We start from the raw sequence: 25,492 nt of genomic DNA on the forward strand, positions 1-25,492 counted from the left end.
CGCGGAGGCGAGGGCGGCGGCGCGGCGACCTCAGCGGGTACCGATGCCCAGCAGCGGCGCCTCGGGGCGGTGCGAGGGCAGCTCGTGGAAGCCGTAGGCGGCGTAGAAGGCGCCGGCACCCGTGTTGTCGGGGTCCATGCCGAGGTGCACGCCGGGCACGCCACGCTCGGCGAGGGCGGCACGCAGCGTGTCGAGCAGACGGCGGCCCAGGCCCTGCCGCTGGCCTTCGGGCAGCAGGTCGATGTGCAGGTGCGCGGGATAGTCCGCGAGCTCGGCCGGGGTGATCCCGCGCACCATGCGGTGCGCGTCCGCGCCGTCGCGCACGAGGGCCTCCTCGCTGTAGCGGTAGTCGCGGCGCATCAGGCCGGGCCGGGGATGGCGGGCGCGGAAGCCCGGGGCCCACTCGGCGGCGTACCAGTCCACGAACGCCCGCGTGTCCGCCACCGCGAGGACGTAGCCGATGGCGCGACCGGCGGCGTCGTCCACCACCCAGGCCAGGTCCGGGGCGTACGTCACGTACGGCAGGCAGTAGACGTCGGGCATGAGGAGGTCGTCCGAGTAGATGCCGCGCGCGTCCTTGCCGCCCGCGGCCGTCCGGACGCAGATCTCGGTGACGGCATCCCGGTCATTGGGCTGGTAGGGCCGGATTGTTGATCCGCTGCCGCGGTCGTTGGTGATCACAGGGGAACAATAACGATTCGAGCCGTGGCGTTGCCCACACGCGGTTGCCAAATTGTGACGGCAACATGACAGTGTCAATAAAGTCCGTTACGGTTGATGGGCGATGCAGCCCTCCGACGAAGACCATAACGAAGCACGGACCAGCCAGGACGTGGGACTGAAGGAACCCACCGTCGATGACGGATCCGCCATGTGGCGGATCGCCAGGGATTCCCAGACGCTCGACCTCAACTCGTCCTACGCCTATGTACTGTGGGCCCGTGACTTCGCCGCCACATCGGTGATCGCGACGGTCGACGGACAGCCGGCCGGATTCCTCACCGGCTACGTGCGGCCCGACGAGCCCACCACGCTGATGGTGTGGCAGGTCGCCGTCGACGCCGCGTTCCGTGGCCGGCGGCTGGCCGCCAGGATGCTCGACCACGTCGTTTCCGGCGTGCCGCGGTGCACGCACGTGGAGACCACCATCACCGCGGACAACGCGGCGTCGATCGCCCTGTTCACCTCGTTCGCGCAGGCGCGTGGCGCCGGCGTCGAACGCACGCCCCTCTTCACCGAGGAAATCCTCGGAGGAGGGCACGACACGGAACACCTGTTCCGTATCGGCCCGGTCGCCCCAGCGGCCTGACAACCATCCTCGATCCATCTACGAGACCGCACGCAGGCCGCCGAACAGCGCAGGCCGCGGTCACAACCATGCCCGGGAGCCGATACCCCATGTCCCAGACCACCATCTTCGACGAGCTCGAATCGCAGGTCCGCAGCTACTGCAGGAACTGGCCGGTCGTGCTCGCGACCGCGGCGGGATCCACGGTCACGACGGAGGACGGGAGGGAGTACCTCGACTTCTTCGCCGGTGCCGGCGTGATGAACTACGGGCACAACCACCCCGAGCTCACCGAGCCCCTGATCGACTACCTGCGCTCCGGCGCCATCGTGCACTCCCTCGACATGCACACGAAGGCCAAGCGGGAGTTCCTCACCAACTTCCGGGACTACGTCCTCAAGCCCCGCGGCCTCGACTACAAGGTCATGTTCCCCGGCCCCACCGGCACCAACTCGGTCGAGAGCGCACTGAAGCTCGCCCGCAAGGTCACCGGCCGCCAGCACATCCTGTCGTTCACCAACGCGTTCCACGGCATGACCCTCGGCGCGCTGTCCGTGACCGGCAACTCCATGAAGCGCCAGGGCGCCGGCCTGCCGCTGACCAACACCTCCAAGATCCCCTACGACAACTACTTCTCGGGCGCCGTCGAGGACTTCCTCTGGCTGGAGCGCGTCCTGGAGGACAGCGGCTCCGGCGTCGACCTGCCCGCCGCGATCATCGTGGAGACCGTCCAGGGCGAGGGCGGCCTCAACGCGGCCCGCCCCGAATGGCTGCGCGCGCTGGCCGACCTGTGCAAGGCGCACGAGATCCTCCTCATCGTCGACGACGTGCAGGCGGGCGTCGGCCGCACCGGCACCTACTTCAGCTTCGAGGAGGCCGGCATCACCCCGGACATCGTGTGCCTGTCCAAGGCGCTGTCCGGCTACGGCCTGCCCATGGCCCTCACCCTCGTGCGCCCCGACCTGGACCAGTGGGAGCCGGGCGAGCACAACGGCACGTTCCGCGGCCACAACCCCGCCTTCGTGACCGGCGCGGCCGCCCTGAAGACGTTCTGGGCCGACGACACCTTCGAGAAGCAGGTCCAGGAGCGCGCCGCCGAACTGCGCGACGGCCTGCAGAAGATCGCCGACGGCTACCAGGACGCCGTCGTCAAGGGCCGCGGCATGCTCACCGGCATCGAGTTCCCCGACAAGGAAGCCGCCGGGAAGATCGCCGCGGCGGCCTTCCAGCGCGGGCTGCTGGTCGAGACGTCCGGCCCCGACAGCGAGGTCCTCAAGACCATGCCGCCCCTGACCATCACCTCCGAGGAGGTGCGGCGCGGCCTGGACATCATCGCCGCCGCCGCCGACGACGTGCTCGGCGCCCCGGTCGAGACCGCGGCCTGAGGCCGCAGCTCACCACCCCCACCCGACGACGGCGGGCCCGCGCGCCCGCCGTCGTCCCCCGGCAGAGCACCACCTCGGCGGCGCCGCACAGGCTCCGCCCCGACCGCAGAAACGAGAGCACCAGCCGTGAAGATCACCTACGTCGAGGACCTCGACGGCACCGACCGCGACGTCACCCCCGCCGACGGCAACTGGCGCAGCCGACGCATCGTCCTGGCCAAGGAAGGAGTCGGCTTCTCCTTCCACGAGACGATCCTCTACGCCGGGACGGAGAGCGACTTCTGGTACGCCAACCACATCGAGTCGGTGTACTGCGTCGGCGGCGAGGGCGAGCTCGTCAACCGCGAGACCGGAGAGGTCCACCCGATCCGGGACGGCATGTGCTACCTGCTCGACGGCAACGAGAAGCACACGGTACGCGCCACCACCGACCTGCGCATGGCCTGCGTGTTCAACCCGCCGGTCACCGGCCGCGAGGTGCACGACGAGAACGGCGTCTACCCCCTGATCGTCGAGGACGAACCCACCCCCGGAGCCTGAGACGTGCCGCGCTCACCCGAGCCCGGCGAGCACTGGTCCCATCCCAGTCCAGGAGGAGAACACATGACCCAGTCGAGCGAGCAAGTCGCTGACGTCTATCCCACGCGAACGGGGGGTGAGTTCCTCCTGATGCCGCGGGAAGACTTCGTGGTGCACGGCACGGCCGACGACGGTCCGCTGGACGGCGAGGAGCTGGAGGACTTCACCCAGAACGGCTACCTCACGTTCCCCGAGTTCTTCACACCCACCGAGGTCACCGCGCTCGGCGACGAGCTGGAACGCATGGCCACCGACCCGGAGATCCTCGCGCAGGACAGCACGATCGTGGACCAGGCCTCGCACGAGGTGCGCACCATCTTCGGTGTGCACCGCACCAGCGAGGTGTTCCACGCCGTCGCGCACGACCCCCGCCTCGTGGACCGGGCCCGCCAGATCCTCGGCACCGACGTGTACATCCACCAGAGCGGCGCCAACACCAAGCCCGGCCTCACCGGCGACGACGTGTACTGGCACTCGGACTTCGAGACCTGGCACGCCGAGGACGGGATGCCGCGCATGCGTGCGGTGAGCTTCACCATCGCGCTGAGCGACTTCCACTCGTTCAACAGCCCGCTGATGATCATGCCCGGCTCCCACACCACCTACGTGTCGTGCGGGGACATCGTGCCCACCCAGCAGGAGAAGGCGCTGCTGGACATGCATGGGTCCGGCACACCGAGCCCGGCGGCCCTGGAACAGCTCGCCGACCGGCACGGCATCGAGGTGCTGGAGGGCGGGCCCGGCAGCGCCGTGCTGTTCGACAGCAACAGCATGCACGGCTCCGGCGGCAACATCTCGCCCTACCCGAGCTCCACGCTCTACTTCGTGTACAACTCGGTCGAGAACGAGCCGGTCGAGCCGTACAGCGGCCAGGCGCGCCGCCCGGAATTTCTCGGCGCCCGGGACTTCACCCCGGTTCCCTGACCCACCGGCTCCCCGGCCCACCCCGGCGCCGCCCCGCGATCCCGATCGCCGGGCGGCGCCGTCGTCCTCTCACTCCTCGCGAGGCAGGGCCAGCACCGCCAGGGCCGCCAGCGCCGACGCACCCACCAGGATCGCCGGCCCCACACCCGGCAACGCGGTGACACCCCACGCCGCGAGCGCCAGCAGTTCGGTGGCGGCGAGGACGAGGGCCGTCTGTCGCCATCCGGTGAGGATGGCGGCGAGTTCGACGCGGGCCGTGGGTGGGGTTCTGGCTGCCCACCAGGTGGTGCGCCACAGGAGGTGGCCGAGGGGTGCGAGCCAGAGGACGCGGGGGTCGAAGGGTCCGTCGCCGGAGGTCCACAGGAGGATGGCGGTGGCGGTGAGCAGGATGCCCGCGGTGGTGGGGGTCGGGCGCAGGACGAGGAGGGCGGTGAGGGCGAGGAGTGTGGTCTGGAGGAGGGGTTGGGTGAGCCAGTCGGTGCGGGTGGCGCCGGTCAGGAGGGCGGTGGCGGTGAGGGCCTGGGTGAGGGGGAAGGTCCAGCCGGGGAGTGTGGGTCCGGTGGTGATCCGGACGTGGGGGAGGGGTTGTTCGCGCAGGCCGAGGTGGGACCGGGGGTTCACGGGGTGCTCCGTGGGGTGGTGGCGGGCCGGCGGCGGGTTCGGTGGGCGAGGGCTTCGAGGCGGCGGCGGGTGGGGGTGTGGCCGCTCCAGTGGATGACGGGGGTGCCGGTGTGCTGGAGGGTGGTGATGCGGTCGTCGCGTTCGAGGCGGGTGATGCGCCAGGCGAGACGGAGGTGGGGGAGGTGGATGGGGTGGAGGGTGGGGAGGGTGTCGATGACGACGACGCGGTGTCCGAGGGTGCGCCAGGCGCGCACGAGGGTGGTGGTGTCGTCGTCCAGGAGGGTGCTGAACAGGTAGACGACGGCGCCGGCGGGGAGTGGGGGTGGGCGCAGGGTGTGGCTGGTGGCGCGGTCGTCGACGGGGTGGGCGAGGGCGAGGGCGTGGGTGAGGCGGCGCAGGTGTCGTTGTCCGGAGGCGGGGGGCAGGGGGCGTCGGCGGCGGGCGAGGTCTTCCATGGTGACGCGGTCGCCGGTCTGGGTGAGGCGGTGGGCGATGGAGGCGGCGGCGTGGCGGGCGAGGTCGAGGGAGGTGGCGTCCTCGGGGCGGGGGTGGGCGTGGCCGCGCCAGGTGCGGATGTCGGGTCCGACGTCGTCGCGGGAGTCGATGATGAGGATCGCGGTGGCTTCGGCGGTGGCGAAGGTGCGTCGGACGTAGAGGTCCTCGAGGTCGGGGGAGCGGCGTGCGGTGGTGCGCCAGTCGATGCGGCGGAGGCGGTCGCCGGGGTGGAAGGGGTGGATGTCGCGCAGTTCGGTGCCGTCGCCGAGGCGGTGGGAGGTGTGGGTGCCGGTCAGGCCGCGCAGGATGTCGGGGAGGGGGACGGCGCCGAGGGGGGTGGTGCCGGGCAGGACGAGGCGGCGTGGGGCGTGGACGTTCCAGGGTGGTTGTTCCCAGGTGCCGGTGGTGTCGTAGGCGCGGACGGCGATGTCGAAGGTGTCCTGGGTGCCGGTGCGGACGGAGGCGAGTCGCAGGGGGATCTCGCGTGTGCCGGGTGGGGTGGCGATGACGGTCTGGGTGTCGCGGTGGCCGGGTGCGGCGATGCGCAGGTGGGTGAGGGGGGCGGTGTCGGCGGGGTGGAGGGTGAGGGTGGCGGTGAGTTCGCCGGCGCGGGTCTCGCCGTCGGGTTCGTGGAGGCGGGCGGTGGTGGGGTGGGTGGGGCCGGTGCCGGACCACAGGCTGGTCAGGAGGACGGGGACGGCGAGGACGGCGAGGTCGGGTCGTGCGGCGAGGACGGCGGCGGCGAGCAGCACGATGCCGGTGACGGTTCCGGCGCGGCGGGTGCTGGTGGCCTGCCAGGCGTGTGGGCTGCCGGTCGGGGGTGGGTTCACGGGCCGGTCCGGACGGTGGCGGGGGTGGGGACGGTGCGCAGGAGTCCGGTGACGACGTCTTCGGGGCGGGTGGCCTGGGCCCAGGCGTCGGGGGTGAGGGTGAGGCGGTGGGCGAGGACGGGGACGGCGACGCGTTTGACGTCCTCGGGCAGGACGTGGTCGCGGCCTTCGATGACGGCGAGGGCGCGGGCCACGAGGACGAGGTTGGCCGACCCGCGGGGTGAGGCGCCGACCTCGAGGGCCTGGTGGGTGCGGGTGGCGGCGACCAGGTCGACGCAGTAGCGCACGACGTCGGGGTCGACCTCGACGGTTTCGATGCCGGCCTGCATGGCGAGCACGGTGGCGGGGTCGGTGACGCGGGCCACGGGGGCGTCCTCGGCGCGGCGGGCGAGGCGGCGCTGGATGATGTCGCTTTCCTGGCCGGGTTCGGGGTAGCCGATCGCGAGGCGCACCATGAACCGGTCGAGCTGTGCTTCGGGCAGGGGGTAGGTGCCCTCGTACTCGACGGGGTTGGAGGTGGCCAGCACGTGGAAGGGGCTGGGCAGGGGGTGGCTGGTGCCCTCGACGGACACCTGTCGTTCGGCCATGGCCTCGAGCAGCGCGGACTGTGTCTTGGGTGCGGTGCGGTTGATCTCGTCGGCGAGGAAGAGGCCGGTGAACACGGGGCCGGGGCGGAACTCGAAGGTGTGGGTGCCCGGGTCGAAGACGGCGGAGCCGGTGATGTCGCTGGGCAGCAGGTCGGGGGTGCATTGCAGGCGGGTGAAGTCGAGGCCGAGCGCGGTGGCGAGGGAGCGTGCGGCGAGGGTCTTGCCGAGGCCGGGGACGTCCTCGAACAGGACGTGCCCGCCGGCGAGGATGGTGGCCAGCGCGACGGGCAGGGTCCGGGTCATGCCGACCACGGCCGTGCCGACCTCGTCCAGGACCCGCGCGGCCAGGGCGGCGACGTCGTCGGCCGGCAGCGGGTCGGCGGGGGGCCGGGACGGGGTGTGCGGTTCGGTCATGCGCGGGGGCCTCTCTCGTCGGGTGTGTCGGGGATGCGTTCGATCGCGTCGAGCCATCTCGCCAGGGTGCGGAGGGTGGGCCGTTCACGCAGGTCGACGCCGAGGCTGGTGGTGTCGCGTCCGGCGCGGCGCAGCCGGGCCAGGGCGAGAGCGCGGACGCGGCGGGCGACGGAGTCCTTGACGCGCCCGTCTCCGCCGAGCACGGCCCAGCCCAGGTCCGAGACCTCGTGGCGGCCCCCGGTGCGGGTCTCCTCGGGGCGGTCGTGCCAGTCGGGGTCCTCGACGGTGGTCTCGGTACCGCGGTGGACCCCGACGAGCACGGCGACGACGATCGCGCCGGCGAGCGCGTGCGTCCAGGCGAGCGCGCCCGTGAGCGCGGCGGCCGCGGCGAGGCCCACCAGGAGTGCCGCGACGACGATCGTCCCGGGCCGGGTCATGGCCGACCGGCCGGGTCGAGCGCGCGGGCGATGCCCGCCAGTGCGGTGCGGGCGGCCGCCACGTCGTCGTCGGAGACGGGGCGGGTGGTGAAGCGGGCGCGCTGGTAGAGGCCTCGCAGCGTGCGGATGTCGGCGGCGGGGGCCGGCGTGGCGGCCAGGAGCGCGGTGGTGAACTCGGTCGGGGTGTGCGCGGGGTCACGTTCGGCGCCGCGGGTGGCGGCGGCGCCCTCCAGCGCGACCCAGGCGGCCACGACGGCGTCCCGCGGCACGCCGCCCGCCCGGTCGACGTGCGCCAGCGCGTCCTGGACGGCGTCCCGCAGCTGGGAGGCGAGTTCGTCCGGCGTGACGGTGATCGCGTTCGCGCCCGCCGGGTCCTGGCGGGGGACGTCGGTCTCGGGTGCGTACCGGTCGCGCAGGCGCCGGCCCAGGACCGTCCCGAGCCAGGCGAGCAGTACCAGCAGCAGGACCGTCGCCACGACCCCGATGACGTTGCGTGCCGTGTGGTCGAGGACGTTCTCGCTCGGGACCCCGGTCGCGGCCGCCGTCGGCTCGGGCGGGACGTCGGGGAACTCGGCCGGGCTGGAGGGCAGGATCGCGGCCATGTCGGGCGGGCTCACGACCCAGGGAGTGGTCGCGGCGGCCGCGAGGACGACGAGCACCACCAGGACGGTGGCCACCACCGGGCGCCTCATGTGGCCGGGCGTGCGATCAGCCGCTGGGCGTGGACGCCGGCGACGGCCGCGGTGACGAACGACGCCGGGTCCTCGTCCAGGCCCCGGCCCATCGTGCGCAGCCCGGCCGGGCAGGTGCGCAGCGTCGCGACCAGCGCGTCGTCGGCCGTCACGTCCACGAGCCGGTGCGCCTCGAGCGTGGCGGCCTGCGCCCGGACCCGCCGTGTGAGATCCGCGCCCCAGCCCGGCATCGCCTCCACCCGCGGGGAGGGGACCGGGACGGGGACGTCGGCAGCCGCGAGCGCCACGCGCGCGTAGGCGGTCAGGGAGTGGTGGGAGATGCCGTGGTGGCGGGTGCGGGGGTCGGCGCCGGAGACGCGCAGGGAGGCGACGGGGCGGCCGCGCAGGGCGGCGGTGGCGTTGACGGCTTCGCCGGCGGCGACGCCGGAGTAGCCCCAGCGGGTGCCGGTGCCGAGGTTCCCCGGTCCCTGGACGACGACGGCGAGGTCGGCGCGGGTGACGTGTCGCGCGGCGAGGAGGCCGGTGTGGACGGTGACGGACTCGAGGTCGCCGCCGTAGGCCTGGCCGGCGGTGATGCAGGTGTCGAGCCATTGGGCTTCGCGCAGGGCGGCGACGGTGCGGGAGAACGCGGCGGGCAGGGCGCCGCCGTCGGTCATGACGTAGGCGATGCGGGGCAGGGGCCGGCCGGCCTGGGTGGCGGCGTGGCGGGCGCCGGCGATGACGGCCGGGAGCGCGGAGTGCAGGTCGGCGACGACGACGGGCATGCCGTCGAGGGAGTCGGCGTCGCGCAGGAGGTCGTGGTGGGGTGATTCCTGTTCGTCGACGCCGAGCACGAGGGTCTGCAGGGGTGTGTAGCGGGCCTTGACGAGGTGGCCGGGTCCGGGTGGTGGGTCGGCGGGCAGGTCGGTGAGGGGTTCGCCGAAGCGGCTGGCCGGTCCGACGACGAGGGCGTATCCGCCGGTGCCGAGGCCGCGGGCGAGGGCGGAGACGTTCACCAGGAGGGCGTCGCCGGGTTCGGGGTTGCCGACCAGGTGGGTGTAGGCGAGGGCGCGGACCTCGTGGACCGGGCTGCCCGGGGCGGGGTCGCCGGTGCCGGTGTGCGGGGTGTCGTCGGGGGCCGCGGTCAGGGGCCGGTCGAGGGTGACGGTGAGTTCGGTGGCACCGCGCCAGCGCTTGCCTGTGGACAGAACGGTGCCGATGCGCCACGTGATCACGCATCCGAGGCTACCGTTGTCCCGATGCCCCCTTCGACCGCCACCCCCGTAGATGCCGTGACTCCTTCGCTGAATCCTGCCGAACGCATGTTGAACCTGGTGATCGCCCTGGTGAACACCGATGTGGCGATGACTCGTACCCAGGTGCGTGCCGCGGTGGCGGGGTATGCCGACGCGTCGAGCGACGACGCGTTCTTCCGCATGTTCGAACGGGACAAGGACACGTTGCGGTCCTTGGGCGTCCCGGTCTCGACGGTGGGGCTGGGGGGTCATACGGACGAGGTCGGGTACCGGATCGATCAGGACGCGTACGCGCTGGGGCAGATCGATCTGACGCCGGCGGAGCTGGGGGTGCTGTCGCTGGCGGCGCAGTTCTGGGCGGACAAGACGTTGCGTACGGACATGGCGCGGGCGCTGGTGAAGCTGCGGGCGGCGGGTGCTCCGCTGGACGGCGGGGTGGGGGGTTCGTCGGCGGGGGACGTGCTGGCGGGGCTCGCGCCGCGGGTGCGGGCCGTGGGGGAGGCGTACGGGCCGCTGCTGGAGGGTGTGTCGCAGCGGCGGGTGGCGTCCTTCCGGTACCGGGCCGCGTCGGACGGCCAGGTGCGTACCCGCAAGGTGTGGCCGTGGCGGATCGCGGCGCGGGGTGGTGGCTGGTACCTGCTGTGCCACGACCTGGAGCGGGATGCGCCGCGGGTGTTCCGGTTGTCGCGGATCGAGGGGCGGGTGCGGTTGTCGGGTCCGCCGGGGGCGTTCGAGGTGCCGCCCGGCCTGGACACCGACCGGATGCTGGGCCGGTCGGGCCGTGAGGTGCCGATGCGGACGGCGTTGCTGGCGATCCGGCCCGAGCGGGCCGCGGAGCTGCGGACCCGTGGTAAGCAGGTCGACGAGCCGCTGCGGACCGCGGTCCCGCCGTCGCCGGGACCGGTGGCCGACGGCGGCCGGCAGGGTGGGCGCGTCTTCCCCCGGGAGGATCCGCGGGATCTCGTGGAGGTGCCCTTCCGCAGCGTCTACGGCATGGGTGCGCATCTGGCCGGGTATGGTGCGGCGGTGCTGGTGCTGGATCCGCCCGAACTGCGCGCGGAGGTGCTGCGCCGCCTGCGCCTGGCAGCGGCGACCGTCGTCGGGCACGAGACGTCCGGCCGGGCTCCCGGTGGCGCGTCGCGGCCGGCGGACCAGGACGAACGATCGATCGCGGAGGGAGGCGGGCATGGCTGAGCGCGCGGACGACCGGCTGGTGCGGCTGCTGGGACTGGTCGCCTACCTCGACGGTGCCGGGCCGGTGCCGGTGGCGGAGCTTGCTGCCCGGTTCGGGGTGAGTCCCGCGCAGATCCACGCGGACGTGGACGCGCTGTGGGTGTCGGGTACGCCGGGCTACTGGCCGGACGACCTGATCGACTTCGACGCGCAGTCGATCGAGTCGGGCGTGGTGCGGCTCACGGAGTCGCGCGGCATGACCCGGCCACTGCGGCTCGGGCCGAGCGAGGCCGTGGCGCTCGTCGCGGCGCTGCGGGCGATGCGGGAGCTGGACGCCGTCGCCACCGATCCGGCGCAGTCCGAGTTGGTGGAGTCGGCGCTGACGAAACTCACCGACGCGACCGGGGAGGCGGCCGACGCGCTGGACGTGCGGCTCGCCGCGGGTGGCGAGCCGCAGGTCGTGGCCACGCTCACGGCCGCGCTGCGCGCCGGACGGCGCCTGCGCATCCGGTACGTGTCCGGGTCGGACACCACCAGTGAGCGGGAGATCGACCCGGTGCGGCTGCACACCACCGGCGACCACTCCTATCTCGCGTCCTGGTGCCACCGCGCCGGCGGGCCGCGTACCTTCCGCGTGGACCGCATCCTGGCGGCCACCGTCCTCGACGAGCAGGTGGCCGAGCATCCCGACGTGGGCGACGTCGACCTGGCGGGCGTGTCCGCCGCCGAGGCGCCGCGGGCCACGCTCGTGCTGGCGTCCTCGGCCCGCTGGTTCGCCGAGGACGTGCCGGTGGAGACGGTCACGAACCTGCCGAACGGCGACTTCGAGGTCACCCTGCACGTCACCAACCCCGACTGGCTACGTCGCATCCTGCTGGAGATTCCTGGCCAGGTACGGTCCGTGCGACCCGCGGAACTGGCCGCCGACGTGCGCGCCGCCGCCGGTGACGCCATCGCCGCCTACGACGACGCCGGCCTCACCGGCTCCCGTACGACGACGGCCGGTCCGGCGGCCGGCGGCCACAGAGCATAGGGTTCCGCTATGTCCGTCTGGTTCTGGGTGACGCTGTGGGCCGTCCTGGTGACCGCGACCGTCGTCGGCGCCGTCCTGCTCGGTCGATGGCTCTGGGGGACCTTCCGCGCCCTGATGGCCGAGGTCGAACGCGCCGAGGACCGGCACGGCCCCGCCATGATCCGGCTCGACGAGGCCCTGAACGCGGCCGACCAACCGGCCGAGCCGCACCGTCCCAGCATGTTCTCCGACGACCTCACCACCCACTACGCCCGCGTCGCCGCCCTGCGTGAGGCCCGCACCGCCCGCAAGGCCGCCCGCCGCGCCCGCCACGAGCGGACCTGGGAACGCTGGACGCACTTCAACGACTGAGGCCGAATCCTCCGGAGGGAGTTACCGCTCGGGCACCGTTCGTGCGTAGGATCGACCTATCAGTCCGTTCGGTGCCGGCGCGCGGCTGGCCCCGTCGACGAACAAGGAGTCATCATGACAGGCGCCCTACAGCCATGGCACTGGATCGTCCTGATCGCCGTCATCCTGCTGCTGTTCGGGTCGACCCGGCTGCCGGGCCTGGCCAAGAGCGTCGGCCAGTCGATGAAGATCTTCAAGCGCGAGATCAACGAGCTGCGCTCCGACGGGGACGACGACACCAAGCAGGACACCGCCACCACGGACGACACGAAGAAGAACGAGACCACCGCCACCAATGGCGGGGTCTCGAAGGGCGACGACGCCCCCAAGGCCTGAACCGGTGGCACGAACGACGCGTCCGGCCGACGGCCGGATGCCCCTGATCGACCACCTGAAGGAACTTCGCAAGCGGATCGTGCTGGTCGCGCTCGGCCTCGTGGTCGGCGCGATCGCGGGCTGGCTGCTGTACGACCCCCTGCTGCAGGCCCTGCAGCGGCCGCTCGACGTCGCCGAAGAACTGACCGGCAACCAGATGACACTGAACTTCGCGGGCCCCATGGCGGCGCTCGACCTGAAGATCAAGTCCGCGCTGTTCCTCGCCGTGTTCCTCACCTGTCCCTGGTGGCTGTACCAGCTGTGGGCGTTCATCACCCCCGGCCTGACGAAGAAGGAGAAGCGGTACGCCTACGTCTTTGTGGGCGCCGCCGTCCCGCTGTTCCTGGGCGGTGCCCTCATGGCCTGGTTCGTGTTCCCGCACGCGATCCAGATCCTGTCCGGCTTCCTGCCCGAGGAGGCCACAGGATTCACCGATGCCCAGGGCTATCTGTCCCTCATGATGCGGCTCCTCATCGCGTTCGGGCTGTCGTTCCTGTCCCCGGTGGTGCTCACCGTCCTGAACTTCACCGGCGTGCTCCCCGCCGCCGCCATGGCCAAGGGCTGGCGCTGGGCCGTGCTCGTCGCGTTCACCTTCGCGGCCGTCATGACCCCCACGCCCGACCCCTGGACCATGATCCTGGTCGCCCTGCCCATCTGCCTGCTCTACTTCGTGGCGCTCGGCATCGCGTGGCTGCACGACCGGCGCCAGGAGAAGAAGCTCGCGGAACTGTGAACCGAGCCGTCGGCGCGGCGCCACGAACGGCCGGACACGCTGTCCGACACGACACGTAGTCTGTGCCCCATGACACGCCGTGCCGACGAGCTCAGTCCCGCCGAGCGCTACGCGGCATCCCGCCGTCGCGGCGCGGACCCGCAGGGCATCCCTCAGCTCGACGTCTTCCGCGAGCGCCTCACGTTCCGGCTCGACGACTTCCAGATCTCCGCGTGCGAGGCGCTGGAGGCCGGCCGGGGCGTGCTGGTGGCCGCGCCGACCGGCGCGGGCAAGACCGTCGTGGGGGAGTTCGCCGTGCATCTCGCCCTGGCGGGCGGGCGCAAGGCGTTCTACACCACGCCGATCAAGGCGCTGAGCAACCAGAAGTACTCCGACCTGGCCGCCCGGCACGGCGCGGCCAACGTGGGCCTGCTGACCGGCGACACCACCATCAACGGCGACGCCCCCGTGGTGGTGATGACCACCGAGGTGCTGCGCAACATGCTGTACGCGGGCTCCGCGGCGCTCGACGGCCTGGCCTACGTCGTGATGGACGAGGTCCACTACCTCGCCGACCGGTTCCGCGGCCCCGTGTGGGAAGAGGTGATCATCCACCTGCCCGACGACGTGCAGCTGGTGTCCCTGTCCGCGACCGTGTCGAACGCGGAGGAGTTCGGCGACTGGCTGGAGATGGTGCGCGGGGACACCGTCGTGGTGGTCAGCGAGCGCCGTCCGGTGCCGTTGTGGCAGCACGTGGAGCTGAGCTCGGCCGAGCCGCGGGGCCGGCCGCGGATGCTGGACCTGTACGCGGGGCACGTGGACCCGTTCGATCCGGGGAAGAACCCGCCGATCAACCCGGACCTGGCGGCCGCGTTCCGGGGGAACCGGCCGGGTGACCACGGTTCGGGCCGGGGCAGGGGCCGGGGGTACCGGGGGCGGGGTGACCGCGGCTACCGGGGCCGGGGCGGCCGGAAGGTCGGCGACGACAGTTCGGCCGGCGGCTCGACCGGTGGTGTGCCGCGGCGGCGCACGCCGCCCCGGTTCGCGGTGGTGGACGCGCTGGACGCGGACGGGATGCTGCCGGCGATCTGGTTCGTGTTCTCCCGGGCGGGCTGCGAGGGGGCGGTGGATCAGTGCCTGCGGGCGGGGCTTCGCCTGACGACCGCGGCGGAGGAGGCGAAGATCCGTGAGGTGGTGGAGCGCCGCACGGCGGCGATCCCGCCGGAGGATCTGGACGTGCTCGGGTTCTGGTCGTGGTCGCAGGCGTTGCAGCGGGGTGTCGCGGCCCACCATGCCGGGTTGCTGCCGGTGTTCAAGGAGACGGTCGAGGAGCTGTTCGCGGCTGGTCTGGTGAAGGTGGTGTTCGCCACCGAGACGCTCGCGCTGGGCATCAACATGCCGGCGCGCAGCGTGGTGCTGGAGAAGCTGGTCAAGTGGGACGGGACCGGGCACCAGCCGATCACGCCGGGTGAGTTCACGCAGCTGACGGGCCGTGCGGGGCGGCGGGGGATCGACACCGACGGGCATGCGATCGTCGTCGACCATCACGGCCTGGATCCGCAGGCGCTGGCCGGGCTGGCATCGCGTCGCCTGTATCCGTTGAAGTCGTCGTTCCGGCCCACGTACAACATGGCCGTGAATCTCGTGGCGCAGGTCGGGCGGGACCGGGCGCGGGAGGTGCTGGAGACGAGCTTCGCGCAGTTCCAGGCCGACCGGGGTGTGGTGGGGCTCGCCAAGCAGGCGCGGGCGCACGCCGAGGCGCTGGACGGTTACGCGGAGGCGATGACGTGCGACCGGGGCGACTTCGCGCAGTACGCGCAACTGCGTGTGGACATCTCGGACCGGGAGAAGGAGTTGTCGCGTGCGGCGACGAGCGCACGCCGGGCCGAGGTCGTGGCCGAGCTGGAGAAGCTGGGCCGGGGCGACGTCGTGCAGCTGCCCACGGGGCGGCGGCGTGGCTACGTGCTGGTGCTGGATCCTGGGGAGCCGGGCGGGTTCGACGGCCCCCGCCCGACGGTGCTGACGCAGGAACGGCAGGTCAAGCGGCTCACCCTGGCGGACGTGCCCGGGGGCGTGCGGGCGGTCGCGCGCGTGAAGATCCCCAAGGGGTCCAACACGCGCAAGGCGGAGGTGCGCCGTGATCTGGCGTTGCGCCTGCGGGCGGCGGTCGGTGAGGCGGAGGCGCGCGGGACGGCCGACGGTTCGGGCCGTGCCGGCGCGGCGGGACGCGGCGGCGGCGGCCAGGGTCGTGGGGATGCCGCGTCGGACGCGGAGCTGAGCCGTCTGCGGGCGGCGTTGAAGGCGCACCCCTGTCACGCCTGCCCCGAGCGGGAGGACCATGCCCGCTGGGCGGAGCGGTGGCGGCGGCTCAAGGCGGAGCACGACCAGCTCGTGCGGCGTGTCGAGGGCCGGACCGGCGGTATCGCCCGCGTCTTCGACCGCACGCTGGACGTGCTCGCCGAGCTCGGGTACGTGGCCGAGACCCCGGAGGCGCCGGACCATGCCGCCGGGCTGCGGGTGACCAGCTCGGGCCGTTGGCTGCGCCGCCTGTACGCCGAGAACGACCTGCTGCTGGCCGAGTGCCTGCGCCGGGGCGCATGGGACGGCCTGGATCCCGCGGGCCTGGCCGCCGTCGTGTCCGCCGTCGTCTACCAGGGTCGGCGGGAGGCCGAGAGCGAGCCGTACGTCCCCGGGGGGCCGCGTGGGGCGCTGGCCCGCGCGCTGGACGAGACGCAGCGCGTCTGGTCCGAGGTCGACGACCTCGAGGAGGCGCACGGCATCGAGGCCACGGGCCGGCTCGACCTCGGCATCGTGGCGCCCGTGCACCGGTGGGCCAGCGGCAAGCCGCTCAGCGCCGCGCTCGACTCCGGGCACGAGCTGGCCGCCGGTGACTTCGTGCGCTGGTGCAAGCAGGTGCTGGACGTGCTCGATCAGCTCGCCGGCGCCGCACCGAACGAGAAGCTGCGCCGCACCGCGCGCCGTGCCCACGACGCGGTCCTGCGCGGCGTGGTCGCGTACTCGAGCCTGTAGCGGGGCCGTGACCGAGCGCATCGCATAAGGTTTCTGCCGTGACCTCGATCCTCTACCGCGGTGGCGTCGTGCACTCGCCCGCCGACCCGTTCGCCGAAGCGATCCTCGTCGACGACGGCGTCGTGGCCTGGCTCGGTGCGAACGACACCGCCGACGGTCTCGCCGCCCGCGCGGACCGGGTCGTCGAGCTCGACGGTGCCCTGGTCACGCCCGGGTTCGTCGACGCGCACGTGCACATCCTCGAGACCGGCCTGGCCGCCGGCGCCGTCGACCTGTCCGGGTCCGCGGGCGTCCGCTCGCTCGCGGACGCGCTCGCCGCCCTGGCCGACGGCGCGCGCCGGCTGGACGCCGCGGATCCCGGTGGTGACGAGTGCCTCCTCGCGTTCGGGTGGGACGAGCAGGCCTGGCCGGAGCGCCGCCCGTTCACCCGTGCCGAGCTCGACGAGGTCGCCGGCGGCCGCCCCGTCTACGCCGGCCGTGTCGACGGGCACTCCGCCGTCGTGTCCAGCTCCCTGGCCGGCGCCGCCGGCATCGACCGGCTGCCGGGCTGGGCGCCCGACGGCGTCCTGACCGCCGAGGCCCACCACGACGTGCGGGACGTGTCACGCCGCATGTCGCCCGAACGCCGCGAGCGCACCTACCGCACCGCCCTGGCCGAGTGGGCGCGGCGCGGCATCGTGTCCGTGCACGAGATGAGCGCCCCCCACATCGACACCCGCGACGGCCTCGCCGGGATCATGGCCGCCACCGCCGACCCCGCCTCCGGGCTGCCGCACGTCGTCGCCTACCGGGGCGAGCTGTGCGAGACCGCGGAGGACGCCGCCGAGCTGATCGCCGAGCTGCCCTTCCTCACCGGCATCGCCGGTGACCTCACCGTGGACGGCTCCATCGGGTCCCGCACCGCGGCCCTGCGCACCCCTTACACCGACCTGGCCGCCGGCCCCGACGGGTCCGCCTGGCGCGGCAACCTGTACCTGTCGGCCGAGGAGATCGCGGCCCACCTCACGGCCGTGACCGCCACGGGCAGGCAGGCCGGGTTCCACGTCATCGGGGACCGCGCCATGGACGAGGTCCTCCTCGGCTTCACGGTCGCCGCGCAGGTCGACGGCACCGCCCGGCTGCGCTCCGGCCGGCACCGCATCGAGCACGCCCTGTTCGTCGACGCCCAGGCCCTGTCCTCGCTCCTGCTGCACGGCGTGTCGCTGTCCATGCAGCCGGCGTTCGACGCCCGGTGGGGCGGCACCACGGGCATGTACGCCGGCCGGCTGGGCCCCGTCCGCGCCGCCACGCTCCAGCCCTTCGCCGACCTCGTCGGCGCCGGTATCCCGCTCGCCTTCGGCTCCGACACGCCCGTCACCCCCGTCGACCCGTGGGCCGGCGTCCGGGCCGCCACCGCGCACGAGGACCCCGACCAGCGCATGTCCGCCCGCGCCGCCTTCCGCGCCCACACCCGCGGCGGCTGGCGCCTCGCCGGGCTCGACCACACCGGCGCCGGGGAACTGCGCGTCGGCGCACCCGCGCACCTCGCCGTCTGGCGGGCCGGCGAACTGACCGTGCAGACCGGCTCCGAGCGCCTCAGCCGCCTGTCCTCCTGGAGCCAGGAGGCCCGCGCCGGGCAGCCGCTCCTGCCCGCACTGGACGACGACGCCCCCGCACCCGAGTGCCTCCACACGATGCGCGACGGCGTGGTCCTGCACGACACGCTGCTCTCCTGAGCCGCCGGGCTCCGTGACGTGACGGCGTCGTCGTCCTCGACGACTAGGCTTCAAGGGTGCACCGGCGATCGTCCCAGAGGCTCCTGAACCTGTTCCTGGCCGTGACCGGTGGTGCCGTCCTGTGGTCCGCGTTTCCCGACGTCGGCTGGTGGCCCGCCGCGTTCGCCGCCGTCGCGCTCCTGTGGTGGGCGCTGCGCGAGGACCACGCCTGGTGGAACGCGCTGCACGGACTGGTGTTCGGCCTCACCTTCTTCCTGCCGCACGTGCGGTGGGCCATCAACGCGACCGAGGTCGCGCCGTGGATCGCGATGTCGGTGGTCGAAGCCCTGTTCTTCGCCCTGTTCGGCATCCTGTGGACGTGGGCGCGCCGCGCCGTGCGCGCCGGCCTGCGCGGCCGGGCCGTCGCGCGGGGCTCCGGAGCCTGGCAGGCCGCCGCGTTCGCCGTCGTGTTCACCGCCGTGGAACAGTGGCGCAGCGAGGTCCCGTTCGGCGGCTTCCCCTGGGGGCGTCTCGCCTGGGCCATGGTCGACGCCCCGCTCGGACGCTCCGCCTGGCTCGGCGGCACCGTGCTCGTCACCTTCGGGGTGTGCCTCGCCGGCCTCGGGCTCGCCGCCGCCGCCCGGGCCGTGATCGCCCGGCCGCGCGCCCTCGCCTCCTACGGGCGTGCCACCGGCGTGGTCGCGGCCGCGGCCGCCGTCGTCGTCGTCCCCGTGACGCTGCCGCTCCCCGCGTCCTCCGACGCCGGAACCGTCGCCACCGACGCCGGGGCAGTGGTGCACGACGCCGGAAGCGACCTGGCGCAGGACGGCGTCCTGTGGGCGGGCGCCGTGCAGGGCAACGTGGACGACCCCGACCTCGGCGTCTTCGCGCAACGCCCCGAACTGTTCGGCAACCACCTCGAAGGCACCTACGAGCTCGCCGAGGACTTCGGCGGCGAACTCGACGTCGTGCTGTGGCCCGAGGACTCGACCGGCGTCGACCCGCGGACCAGCGCGCGGGCCGCCGCCGCACTCGACGCCGCGGCCGAGGCGGTCGGCGCCCCGATCCTCGTGGGCACCCAGGAGTACCCGTCCGACGGCGGGCGCTACAACTTGTCCCTGCTGTGGCAGCCCGGGCAGGGCGCCACCGAGAGGTACGCCAAGCAGCGCCCCGCACCGTTCGGCGAGTACATCCCGATGCGCCCTCTCGTGCGGCTCCTGTCCGACCAGGTCGACCGCGTCACCACGGACATGCTGCCCGGCGCCGAGCCGGCCGTCATGGACGTCCCCGCCCGCCTCGGGGCCGCACCGACCGGTGGTGGGGACGGCACGCGGATCGCCACGATCATCTGCTTCGAGGTCGCCTACGACGAGATCGTGCGCGACGCCGTGCGGCGCGGCGCCCAGGTGCTGGTGGTGCCCACCAACAACGCGGCCTTCGGCTGGACCGAGGAGTCCACGCAACAGCTCGCGATGACGCGCATGCAGGCGATCGCCACCGGCCGGGCCGCCGTCCAGGTCTCCACGGTGGGCGTCTCCGGCATCGTCGCCCCCGACGGCACGCTCGTCACCTCCACCGAACTGTTCACCCACGAGACGCTCGCCGCGGCGCTACCGCTGCGGCACACCATCACCCCCGCCGTCGCGGCCGGATACTGGCCCGGGTGGATCGCCGGGATCGCCGCCGGCCTGCTCGTCCTCGCGGGTGTCGCCGTCCGGGTCGGGACGCGCGTGACCGGGCGCCGCCCCGCACGCGGGGAACAGGACGGGGACCGGCCCGCGGCCTCGGACCACGGTGCGCTCGTGAGCTGACCCCGGCACGGAACGACGAGCCCGGCACGGAACGACAGAGCGCCGCCGGAATCCCGGCGGCGCTCTGGCCTCGGATCAGGCCGTGCCTGATACCGAATCACCATGCTGGTCGGCGATGCGGGACCGCCTCCAGCTCAGGCGGAGCGGCGGAGCTTGCCCGCCCGCAGGAGCTCGAGGCGCTCGTCGAGCAGTTCCTCCAACTCCTTGACGGTGCGGCGTTCCAGGAGCATGTCCCAGTGCGTACGCTGCGGCTTGCCCGGCTTCGCCTCGGGGCGCTCGGCGTCCCGCAGCAGCGCCTCGGCGCCGCAACGGCACTCCCACAGGGCGGGCACCTCGGCGTCGGTAGCAAAGGGAAGGATGATCGTGTGCCCGTTGGGGCAGTCGTAGTACGCCTGGAACCGCGGGGCGAAGTCCACGCCCTCGTCGGACTCCATGCTCTTCGAGCCGATGCTCATGCCGCGTAGGGAGCGGTCAGCCATGTCGTCCTCCAGGGTCTCGGGATGGGGGGCTGAAGAAGTTCTTCAAGAACGTCCGAAGTTTCAACGCACGGACACGCTGGCGTGTTCCAGGCTTTGCCGGGCGGAAACGATGATTCGTCAAGGCTACTTGTCGCGAGGGCACACGCAAGCGGTACCCCGGCAAACCAGGGGTGGTTGTGCGCGATCTCACGGAATGAACGACCGTGGGAGCACGTTCCGCCTCATGTATGCAAACGCATGGACTGGCGGGAGATCGCGTCAGACCAGCAGCAACCAAGGAAGAGGAGTCGGCCGTGCAGTTCGGCATCTTCAGCGTCAGTGACGTCACCCGCGACCCGGTCGCGAACCACACCCCGGACGACACCGAGCGCGTCCGCAACATGCTCACCATCGCCCGGCACGCCGACGAGGCGGGCCTGGACGTCTTCGCCACGGGCGAGCACCACAACCCGCCCTTCGTCGCCTCGTCCCCGACGACGATGCTCGGCTACCTGGCGGGCGTCACCAAGAACATCACCCTGTCCACGGCCACGACCCTCATCACCACGAACGACCCGGTGCGGCTCGCCGAGGAGTACGCGATGCTCCAGGTGATCTCGGACGGCCGCATGGACCTGATGATGGGACGCGGCAACACCGGCCCGGTCTACCCGTGGTTCGGGCAGGACATCCGCCAGGGCATCCCGCTGGCGATCGAGAACTACGCCCTGCTGCGGCGCCTGTGGACCGAGGACGTCGTGGACTGGGAGGGCAAGTTCCGCACCCCGCTGCAGGGCTTCACCGCCACCCCGCGACCGCTGGACGGCGTCCCGCCGTTCGTCTGGCACGGCTCCATCCGCTCCCCGGAGATCGCCGAGCAGGCCGCCTACTACGGCGACGGCTTCCTGCACAACAACATCTTCTGGCCGATGAGCCATACCAAGCAGATGGTGCGGTTCTACCGCCAGCGCTACGAGCACCACGGCCACGGACGGGCCGACCAGGCGATCGTCGGGCTGGGCGGACAGGTCTTCGTGCGGCCCCGCTCGCAGGACGCCTGGAACGAGTTCCGGCCCTACTTCGACGTCGCGCCCGTGTACGGGCACGGCCCCTCCATGGAGGACTTCACGCGTGACACCCCGCTCACCGTGGGATCGCCCCAGCAGGTCATCGACCGCTACGGCGCGTTCGTCGACGAGGTCGGCTACTACCAGCGCCAGATGTTCCTCACCGACCACGCCGGCCTGCCCCTGAAGACCGTCCTGGAGCAGATCGACATCCTGGCCGGCGAGATCGTCCCCGAGCTGCGCAAGATCGTCGAGGCCAAGCGCCCCGACGGCGTCCCGGCGAACCCGCCCACCCACGCCGAGCGCGTCACCGCCGCCCGGGCCGCGGGCGAGACCGCCGCCACCCACGTGGGCGACACCACCGACCCCTTCACCGGAACCGTCGCCGAGGAGGCAGCACTGTGAGCGAGGCACGCACCGTCGTCGTCGTGACGGCCGGGTTGTCACAGCCGTCCCAGACCCGGCTGCTGGCCGACAGGCTCGCCGCCGCCACCGCCCGGGAGCTGGAACGAGACGGCCACGGAGTGCACGTCGAGGTCGTCGAACTGCGCGAGCACGCCCACGCGATCATGGACGCCATGCTCACCGGCTTCGCCGGCGGCGACCTGGCCCGCGCGATCGACCAGCTCACCCGGGCCGACGGCGTCATCGCCGTCACCCCGCTGTTCACCACGACCTACTCCGGACTGTTCAAGTCGTTCGTCGACATCCTCGACAAGGACGCCCTGACAGGCCTGCCCATGCTGCTCGCCGCCACGGGCGGTACGCCGCGCCACTCCCTGGCGCTGGACTACTCGATGCGCCCGCTGTTCACCTACCTGCGGGCCGACGTCGTGCCGACCACGGTGTTCGCCGCCACCGACGACTGGGCCAAGGACGGGTCCGCCGGCCACGACACCGACCGGGACGCGAACCCGCTTCCCGAGCGGATCGACCGCGCCGCGCGGGCGCTGGCCGACCGTGTCGGGGCGCGCCGCAACGACGGCCCGGCCGACCCGTTCGCCACGACGCCGAGCTTCGTGGACATGCTCGACGGGTGACACGACGGCGCCCCGGCGGGCGCGCCTCCCGGGGAAGGCGCGCCCGCCGGGGAAGGCGCACCCGCCGGGGAAGGCGCACCCGCCGGGGCGCCGTCGCCGGTGGCTCGCGACGCGGTCAGGGGCTGATCGCCAGGAGGGTCCGGTCGGCCGCCTCGAGGTGGTGCGGGCCCGTGCCCGGCCGGAACACCGTGCGCTCGCCGCGCACCAGGCGTCGCCGGCCCTCCGCGTCGACCAGGATCGTGCCGTCCGCGTCGACCGCGATCAGGTCGCCGCCCGCCCGCAGCAGCACCGGTTCGCCCGGGCCGGGGAAGCGGGCGATCGAGGTGCGGCCCGCGGCCACCGCCTCCAGGATCGCCTCGGGTGTGCACTCCGCGGCCGCGACCCAGGTGGTGGGCGTCCCCGGGGGGAAACCGGCCTCGGGGGTGTGGAAGTCCGAGCCGCCGAGCAGCACGGGGACGTCCCGGCCCCGGGACCACTCCTTCAGGAAGGCCCAGGGGACGCTGGCCATGGGGTTGAGGAACCACGAGATGTGCCACATCTCGAGGGCGGTGCGGGCGCGGGCGTCCTCGGACAGGTCCTGCAGCCACGCGCAGTCCTCCTGGACGGGATGGTTGACCGACAGGATGCCGCCGCGCGCGGAGGCCTGGCGTGACCACTGCTCGGCCGGAGCGCGGAAGTCGATCCAGCCGACGTCGCCGAAGGCGTTCGCATGCCCCGCGTCCGTGGTGACCTCCTGCCCCGGCACCAGGCAGGTGTCGTAGCGGGCCGCCGCCTCGGGCAGGTGAGCATGGTGGGAGACCGTGTTGTGGTCGGTGACGGCGAGGAAGTCAAGGCCGCGCGTCGCCGCCGCGGCCGTGAGCTCGTGCAGGGAGAGGCTGCCGTCCGAGTGCGTGGAGTGTGCGTGGAAATCACCGGCGTACCAGGTGAGGCCTGCGGGAGCGGGAAGCCCGCGCGCGGAGGCACGCGGATTGGTCGGCGCCGGGGGTGACGGCGGCTCGGGTTCGATGTCCCCGGCGCCGTCGTCCACGACGACCGTGACCGTCACGGGGACCGGATCGGCCGGCACGGAGTGCAGGCCCAGGACGACGACCCAGCCGCCGTCGGGCAGGGCGCCCGGCTCGTAGCCCGGGGTGGCCCGCGTCGGGCGGATGACGAAGCGGTCACGCGCGGTGCCCGACCAGCCCCGCCAGCGCTGCGGGTCCCGGCACCCCAGTTCGATCGAGGCCGCATGCCTGTCGTACGACACGCGCACCTCGATCGCGTGGGCACCGGACACGTCGAAGGGCACCTCGAGATACCGGTGCGCGATCTGTTCCTCGATCCCCAGTAGCAGGCGTTCCACCTGGTGAGTCACGAGGAACGAGCCTAGCGGGGATGGGCCTCGCCTGCCGTCCCTGGTGCGGTGCGGGCCCGGACCGCACCAGGGACGGCTACTCCAGCATCCGCACGTAGTGCGCGTTGGTCATGACGCCCAGGACGTTGCCGAAGGGGTCGACGACGGCGCCGGTCACGAAGCCCTCACCCCGCGGCGTGACGGGCTGGTACTCGGTGGCGCCCATCTCCAGGAGGCGCGCGAACGTGCCCTCCAGGTCGTCCACGTGCCAGTACATCACCGCTCCGCCGGGCCGCTCGGGCTGGCCGGGCGGCGCGAAGGCGCGACTGACCAGGCCGAGCTCGGCCTCGTGGTCGCCGATCCGGAACTCGACGTAGGCAGGCCGTCCGTCCGGGCCGGGCCGGGAGAAGTACGGTTCGACGCCGAGCAGATCCGCGTACCAGGCGGCGGCCGCCTCGACGTCGTCCGCCCAGTAGTTGATGGTGGCAAATCCGCGCAGGCTCATGCTCGTCCCCCAGGGTGTCGTCCGGCCGTTCCGTGCGGGACCATCACAGCACGGGACACCGACATCCGAGCCTGTGGAGCGCCCGAACCCGCTGCCCGAGTGTCACCAACCCGACGGCCCGGTACGCCTAGGCGGGCTCCACGGTCCCGGAGGGGGCCCGCTCGTCGTCACCGGCGGCCTGCCTCGCACGAGCCGCCGACAGCTCGCCTTCCAGGCGTGCCGCCGCCACCGCCTGCGCGGAGCGTTCGGCGTCCGCCGCCGCGCGGGCGGCCTCCGCCAGGGTGCGGGCCTCACGCTCCGCGGCCAGCTGCTCGCGGGCCGCGTCGAGGTCGCGGCTCGCCCGGTCGCGGGCGGCTTCCAGGGACTCGCGTGCCGCCCGTGCCTCGTCGCGGGCGGCGCCGGCGTCGTCGCGGGCCACCTTCGCGTCCTCGCGGGAGACAGCCGCCGCCTCGCGGGCCTGGTCGAGATTCTCGCGGAGCGCTTCGAGCGTGGCCTGTGCCTGGCCGTGGGCCGCCTCGGCGGCGGCGCGTTCGCGATCCGCGGTGGCACGGGCCCGTTCGGCGTCGCGTCGTGCCTGCTCGGCGGCGGTCATGGCCGCCCGCACCCGGGCCAGCTCCTCGCGGACCTCGTCGAGGGCACGCTGGGCAGCGGCCGCCTCGCCCTCGGCACGCGCGCGGGCCGCCTGGGCGGCGGTACGGTCCCGGTCCGCGGCGACGCGGGCCTCCTCGGCCTGCTCCAGCGCTTCACGGAGGTGGGCCTGCGTGGTGCGCGCCGCGGTGAGCTCGGCACCCAGATCGTCCACGGTGCGTGCCAGCTCGTCGGCCTCGCTCCCCGCCCGCGCCAGCTCCTCACGGGCCCGGGTCAGTTCGGCGTCGTGCTCCTCGCGTGCGGTACGGACGGCCTCCTGCCACAGCGTGTCGATGCCGCGACGGGCGATCCGGGCGACGGCGTCGGGCGGGGTGGCGGCCGCGGACTCCTCGGCCTCCCGCGCGGCCCGCTCCTCGCGCCACTCCCGCAGGAAGCGTGTGGCCGCCGCGCTCGAGCAGCCGGCGCGCTCGCGCACGGTGGTGACGGTGGGGGAGATGCCCTCGGCGGTGAGCGCCTCGATGGCCTCGATGACGCGGTCCTTGTCGCGCACGCGGATTCCTCTCGTGGTGGGCCGCACGGCGGGATCTCGCGATCCCAGTTTTCGGCGGCGCGTAGTAGTACTAGTAGTAGGGCAATACTACCAATACTCCGACGCTCACAACGATGACACCCGCTTTCATAGAGCGGGTGTCTGTGCTGCTGAGAACGTTGAAATCAAGCCGATCTACGGCGAAAAACCGGCATCGGACGCGCCCTGATGTGCATATGGTGAGCATCGCAACCGGGCGAATCCACC

At 73.0% G+C, this 25,492-nt stretch carries 25 protein-coding genes; 14 read left to right on the top strand and 11 right to left on the bottom strand.

Going from position 1 to position 25,492, the window contains the following annotated elements; genetic code table 11:
- Positions 1–30: 30 nt before the first annotated feature.
- Entirely contained in the window at positions 31–681 is a 651-nt protein-coding gene (locus EDD34_RS10775; RefSeq protein ID WP_246012308.1) for a GNAT family N-acetyltransferase, read from the bottom strand.
- 151 nt (positions 682–832) lie between these two features.
- Here EDD34_RS10775 and ectA point away from each other — a divergent pair, with 151 nt between their 5' ends.
- From ectA to thpD, 4 genes are all read left to right on the top strand, one after another.
- Positions 833–1,309, top strand: coding sequence for a diaminobutyrate acetyltransferase (ectA, locus tag EDD34_RS10780; RefSeq protein WP_281277760.1), 477 nt, complete (start codon positions 833–835; stop codon positions 1,307–1,309).
- An 89-nt stretch (positions 1,310–1,398) separates the two neighbouring features.
- Complete coding sequence (gene ectB / locus EDD34_RS10785) at positions 1,399–2,673, top strand: diaminobutyrate--2-oxoglutarate transaminase (protein ID WP_211341558.1); 1,275 nt, start codon at positions 1,399–1,401, stop codon at positions 2,671–2,673.
- A gap of 126 nt (positions 2,674–2,799) precedes the next feature.
- Positions 2,800–3,213, top strand: a complete 414-nt coding sequence (locus EDD34_RS10790; protein WP_123814565.1) for an ectoine synthase — start codon at positions 2,800–2,802, stop codon at positions 3,211–3,213.
- A 63-nt stretch (positions 3,214–3,276) separates the two neighbouring features.
- Positions 3,277–4,176, top strand: coding sequence for an ectoine hydroxylase (gene thpD, locus EDD34_RS10795; protein WP_123814566.1), 900 nt, complete (start codon positions 3,277–3,279; stop codon positions 4,174–4,176).
- Positions 4,177–4,245: 69 nt separating this feature from the next.
- Here the strand turns inward: thpD and EDD34_RS10800 are convergent, their stop codons facing one another.
- The 6 genes from EDD34_RS10800 to EDD34_RS10825 are packed head-to-tail and all read right to left on the bottom strand — an operon-like array spanning position 4,246 to position 9,466.
- Positions 4,246–4,797, bottom strand: a complete 552-nt coding sequence (locus EDD34_RS10800) for a hypothetical protein (RefSeq protein WP_123814567.1) — start codon at positions 4,795–4,797, stop codon at positions 4,246–4,248.
- Positions 4,794–6,122, bottom strand: a complete 1,329-nt coding sequence (locus tag EDD34_RS10805; protein ID WP_123814568.1) for a DUF58 domain-containing protein — start codon at positions 6,120–6,122, stop codon at positions 4,794–4,796. Before EDD34_RS10805 ends, EDD34_RS10800 begins: the two co-directional genes overlap by 4 nt.
- Positions 6,119–7,123 (bottom strand): AAA family ATPase, encoded by a 1,005-nt coding sequence (locus EDD34_RS10810; RefSeq protein WP_123814569.1) that lies wholly within the window; start codon positions 7,121–7,123, stop codon positions 6,119–6,121. Before EDD34_RS10810 ends, EDD34_RS10805 begins: the two co-directional genes overlap by 4 nt.
- Complete coding sequence (locus tag EDD34_RS10815; protein WP_123814570.1) at positions 7,120–7,560, bottom strand: hypothetical protein; 441 nt, start codon at positions 7,558–7,560, stop codon at positions 7,120–7,122. Before EDD34_RS10815 ends, EDD34_RS10810 begins: the two co-directional genes overlap by 4 nt.
- Positions 7,557–8,237 (bottom strand): DUF4129 domain-containing protein, encoded by a 681-nt coding sequence (locus EDD34_RS10820; RefSeq protein WP_170177044.1) that lies wholly within the window; start codon positions 8,235–8,237, stop codon positions 7,557–7,559. Before EDD34_RS10820 ends, EDD34_RS10815 begins: the two co-directional genes overlap by 4 nt.
- Positions 8,238–8,248: 11 nt before the next feature.
- Complete coding sequence (locus EDD34_RS10825; protein ID WP_123814572.1) at positions 8,249–9,466, bottom strand: DUF3866 family protein; 1,218 nt, start codon at positions 9,464–9,466, stop codon at positions 8,249–8,251.
- A gap of 87 nt (positions 9,467–9,553) precedes the next feature.
- On the opposite strand from EDD34_RS10825, the gene EDD34_RS10830 reads away from it, so the two are divergent.
- From EDD34_RS10830 to lnt, 8 genes are all read left to right on the top strand, one after another.
- On the top strand, positions 9,554–10,681 hold the full coding sequence (locus EDD34_RS10830) for a helix-turn-helix transcriptional regulator (protein ID WP_246012310.1): 1,128 nt from the start codon (positions 9,554–9,556) through the stop codon (positions 10,679–10,681).
- Positions 10,674–11,693, top strand: a complete 1,020-nt coding sequence (locus EDD34_RS10835) for a helix-turn-helix transcriptional regulator (RefSeq protein WP_123814574.1) — start codon at positions 10,674–10,676, stop codon at positions 11,691–11,693. Before EDD34_RS10830 ends, EDD34_RS10835 begins: the two co-directional genes overlap by 8 nt.
- 9 nt (positions 11,694–11,702) lie before the next feature.
- On the top strand, positions 11,703–12,044 hold the full coding sequence (locus tag EDD34_RS10840; RefSeq protein WP_123814575.1) for a hypothetical protein: 342 nt from the start codon (positions 11,703–11,705) through the stop codon (positions 12,042–12,044).
- Between the two features lie 114 nt (positions 12,045–12,158).
- Entirely contained in the window at positions 12,159–12,419 is a 261-nt protein-coding gene (gene tatA, locus EDD34_RS10845; protein WP_123814576.1) for a Sec-independent protein translocase subunit TatA, read from the top strand.
- A gap of 4 nt (positions 12,420–12,423) precedes the next feature.
- Positions 12,424–13,191: a twin-arginine translocase subunit TatC gene (gene tatC / locus EDD34_RS10850; protein WP_342774823.1), complete on the top strand. Its 768-nt coding sequence runs from the start codon at positions 12,424–12,426 to the stop codon at positions 13,189–13,191.
- A gap of 69 nt (positions 13,192–13,260) precedes the next feature.
- A complete protein-coding gene (locus EDD34_RS10855) occupies positions 13,261–16,200 on the top strand; it encodes a DEAD/DEAH box helicase (RefSeq protein ID WP_123814577.1) in 2,940 nt (979 codons plus the stop codon).
- A gap of 38 nt (positions 16,201–16,238) precedes the next feature.
- Complete coding sequence (locus tag EDD34_RS10860; RefSeq protein WP_123814578.1) at positions 16,239–17,915, top strand: amidohydrolase; 1,677 nt, start codon at positions 16,239–16,241, stop codon at positions 17,913–17,915.
- A gap of 56 nt (positions 17,916–17,971) precedes the next feature.
- Positions 17,972–19,705, top strand: coding sequence for an apolipoprotein N-acyltransferase (lnt, locus tag EDD34_RS10865; protein WP_123814579.1), 1,734 nt, complete (start codon positions 17,972–17,974; stop codon positions 19,703–19,705).
- A 134-nt stretch (positions 19,706–19,839) separates the two neighbouring features.
- Here lnt and EDD34_RS10870 read toward each other — a convergent pair whose 3' ends face one another.
- Positions 19,840–20,184: an RNA polymerase-binding protein RbpA gene (locus EDD34_RS10870; RefSeq protein WP_123814580.1), complete on the bottom strand. Its 345-nt coding sequence runs from the start codon at positions 20,182–20,184 to the stop codon at positions 19,840–19,842.
- A gap of 293 nt (positions 20,185–20,477) precedes the next feature.
- On the opposite strand from EDD34_RS10870, the gene EDD34_RS10875 reads away from it, so the two are divergent.
- Both EDD34_RS10875 and EDD34_RS10880 read left to right on the top strand, forming a co-directional pair.
- Entirely contained in the window at positions 20,478–21,635 is a 1,158-nt protein-coding gene (locus tag EDD34_RS10875) for an LLM class flavin-dependent oxidoreductase (protein WP_123814581.1), read from the top strand.
- The gene (locus EDD34_RS10880; protein ID WP_123814582.1) at positions 21,632–22,270 is read left to right on the top strand and encodes an FMN reductase; all 639 of its coding nucleotides are present in this window, start codon (positions 21,632–21,634) and stop codon (positions 22,268–22,270) included. The genes EDD34_RS10875 and EDD34_RS10880 overlap by 4 nt, the downstream gene beginning before the upstream one ends.
- Positions 22,271–22,385: 115 nt before the next feature.
- Here EDD34_RS10880 and EDD34_RS10890 read toward each other — a convergent pair whose 3' ends face one another.
- From EDD34_RS10890 to EDD34_RS10900, 3 genes are all read right to left on the bottom strand, one after another.
- A complete protein-coding gene (locus EDD34_RS10890) occupies positions 22,386–23,624 on the bottom strand; it encodes a CehA/McbA family metallohydrolase (protein WP_123814583.1) in 1,239 nt (412 codons plus the stop codon).
- Between the two features lie 76 nt (positions 23,625–23,700).
- Complete coding sequence (locus tag EDD34_RS10895; RefSeq protein WP_123814584.1) at positions 23,701–24,108, bottom strand: VOC family protein; 408 nt, start codon at positions 24,106–24,108, stop codon at positions 23,701–23,703.
- Between the two features lie 127 nt (positions 24,109–24,235).
- Entirely contained in the window at positions 24,236–25,246 is a 1,011-nt protein-coding gene (locus EDD34_RS10900; protein ID WP_123814585.1) for a DNA-binding protein, read from the bottom strand.
- Positions 25,247–25,492 lie beyond the last annotated feature (246 nt).

It is taken from the genome of Myceligenerans xiligouense (assembly GCF_003814695.1).
Taxonomy (GTDB): domain Bacteria; phylum Actinomycetota; class Actinomycetes; order Actinomycetales; family Cellulomonadaceae; genus Myceligenerans; species Myceligenerans xiligouense.

Excerpts from the sequence above, each read along its gene's own strand:
- EDD34_RS10835 (WP_123814574.1), top strand. The coding sequence starts at position 10,674 with ATGGCTGAGCGCGCGGACGACCGGCTGGTGCGGCTGCTGGGACTGGTC.
- ectB (WP_211341558.1), top strand. The coding sequence starts at position 1,399 with ATGTCCCAGACCACCATCTTCGACGAGCTCGAATCGCAGGTCCGCAGC.
- EDD34_RS10830 (WP_246012310.1), top strand. The coding sequence starts at position 9,554 with ATGTTGAACCTGGTGATCGCCCTGGTGAACACCGATGTGGCGATGACT.
- thpD (WP_123814566.1), top strand. The coding sequence starts at position 3,277 with ATGACCCAGTCGAGCGAGCAAGTCGCTGACGTCTATCCCACGCGAACG.
- EDD34_RS10895 (WP_123814584.1), bottom strand. The coding sequence starts at position 24,108 with ATGAGCCTGCGCGGATTTGCCACCATCAACTACTGGGCGGACGACGTC.
- EDD34_RS10855 (WP_123814577.1), top strand. The coding sequence starts at position 13,261 with ATGACACGCCGTGCCGACGAGCTCAGTCCCGCCGAGCGCTACGCGGCA.
- tatA (WP_123814576.1), top strand. The coding sequence starts at position 12,159 with ATGACAGGCGCCCTACAGCCATGGCACTGGATCGTCCTGATCGCCGTC.
- EDD34_RS10810 (WP_123814569.1), bottom strand. The coding sequence starts at position 7,123 with ATGACCGAACCGCACACCCCGTCCCGGCCCCCCGCCGACCCGCTGCCG.
- EDD34_RS10815 (WP_123814570.1), bottom strand. The coding sequence starts at position 7,560 with ATGACCCGGCCCGGGACGATCGTCGTCGCGGCACTCCTGGTGGGCCTC.
- EDD34_RS10870 (WP_123814580.1), bottom strand. The coding sequence starts at position 20,184 with ATGGCTGACCGCTCCCTACGCGGCATGAGCATCGGCTCGAAGAGCATG.
- EDD34_RS10840 (WP_123814575.1), top strand. The coding sequence starts at position 11,703 with ATGTCCGTCTGGTTCTGGGTGACGCTGTGGGCCGTCCTGGTGACCGCG.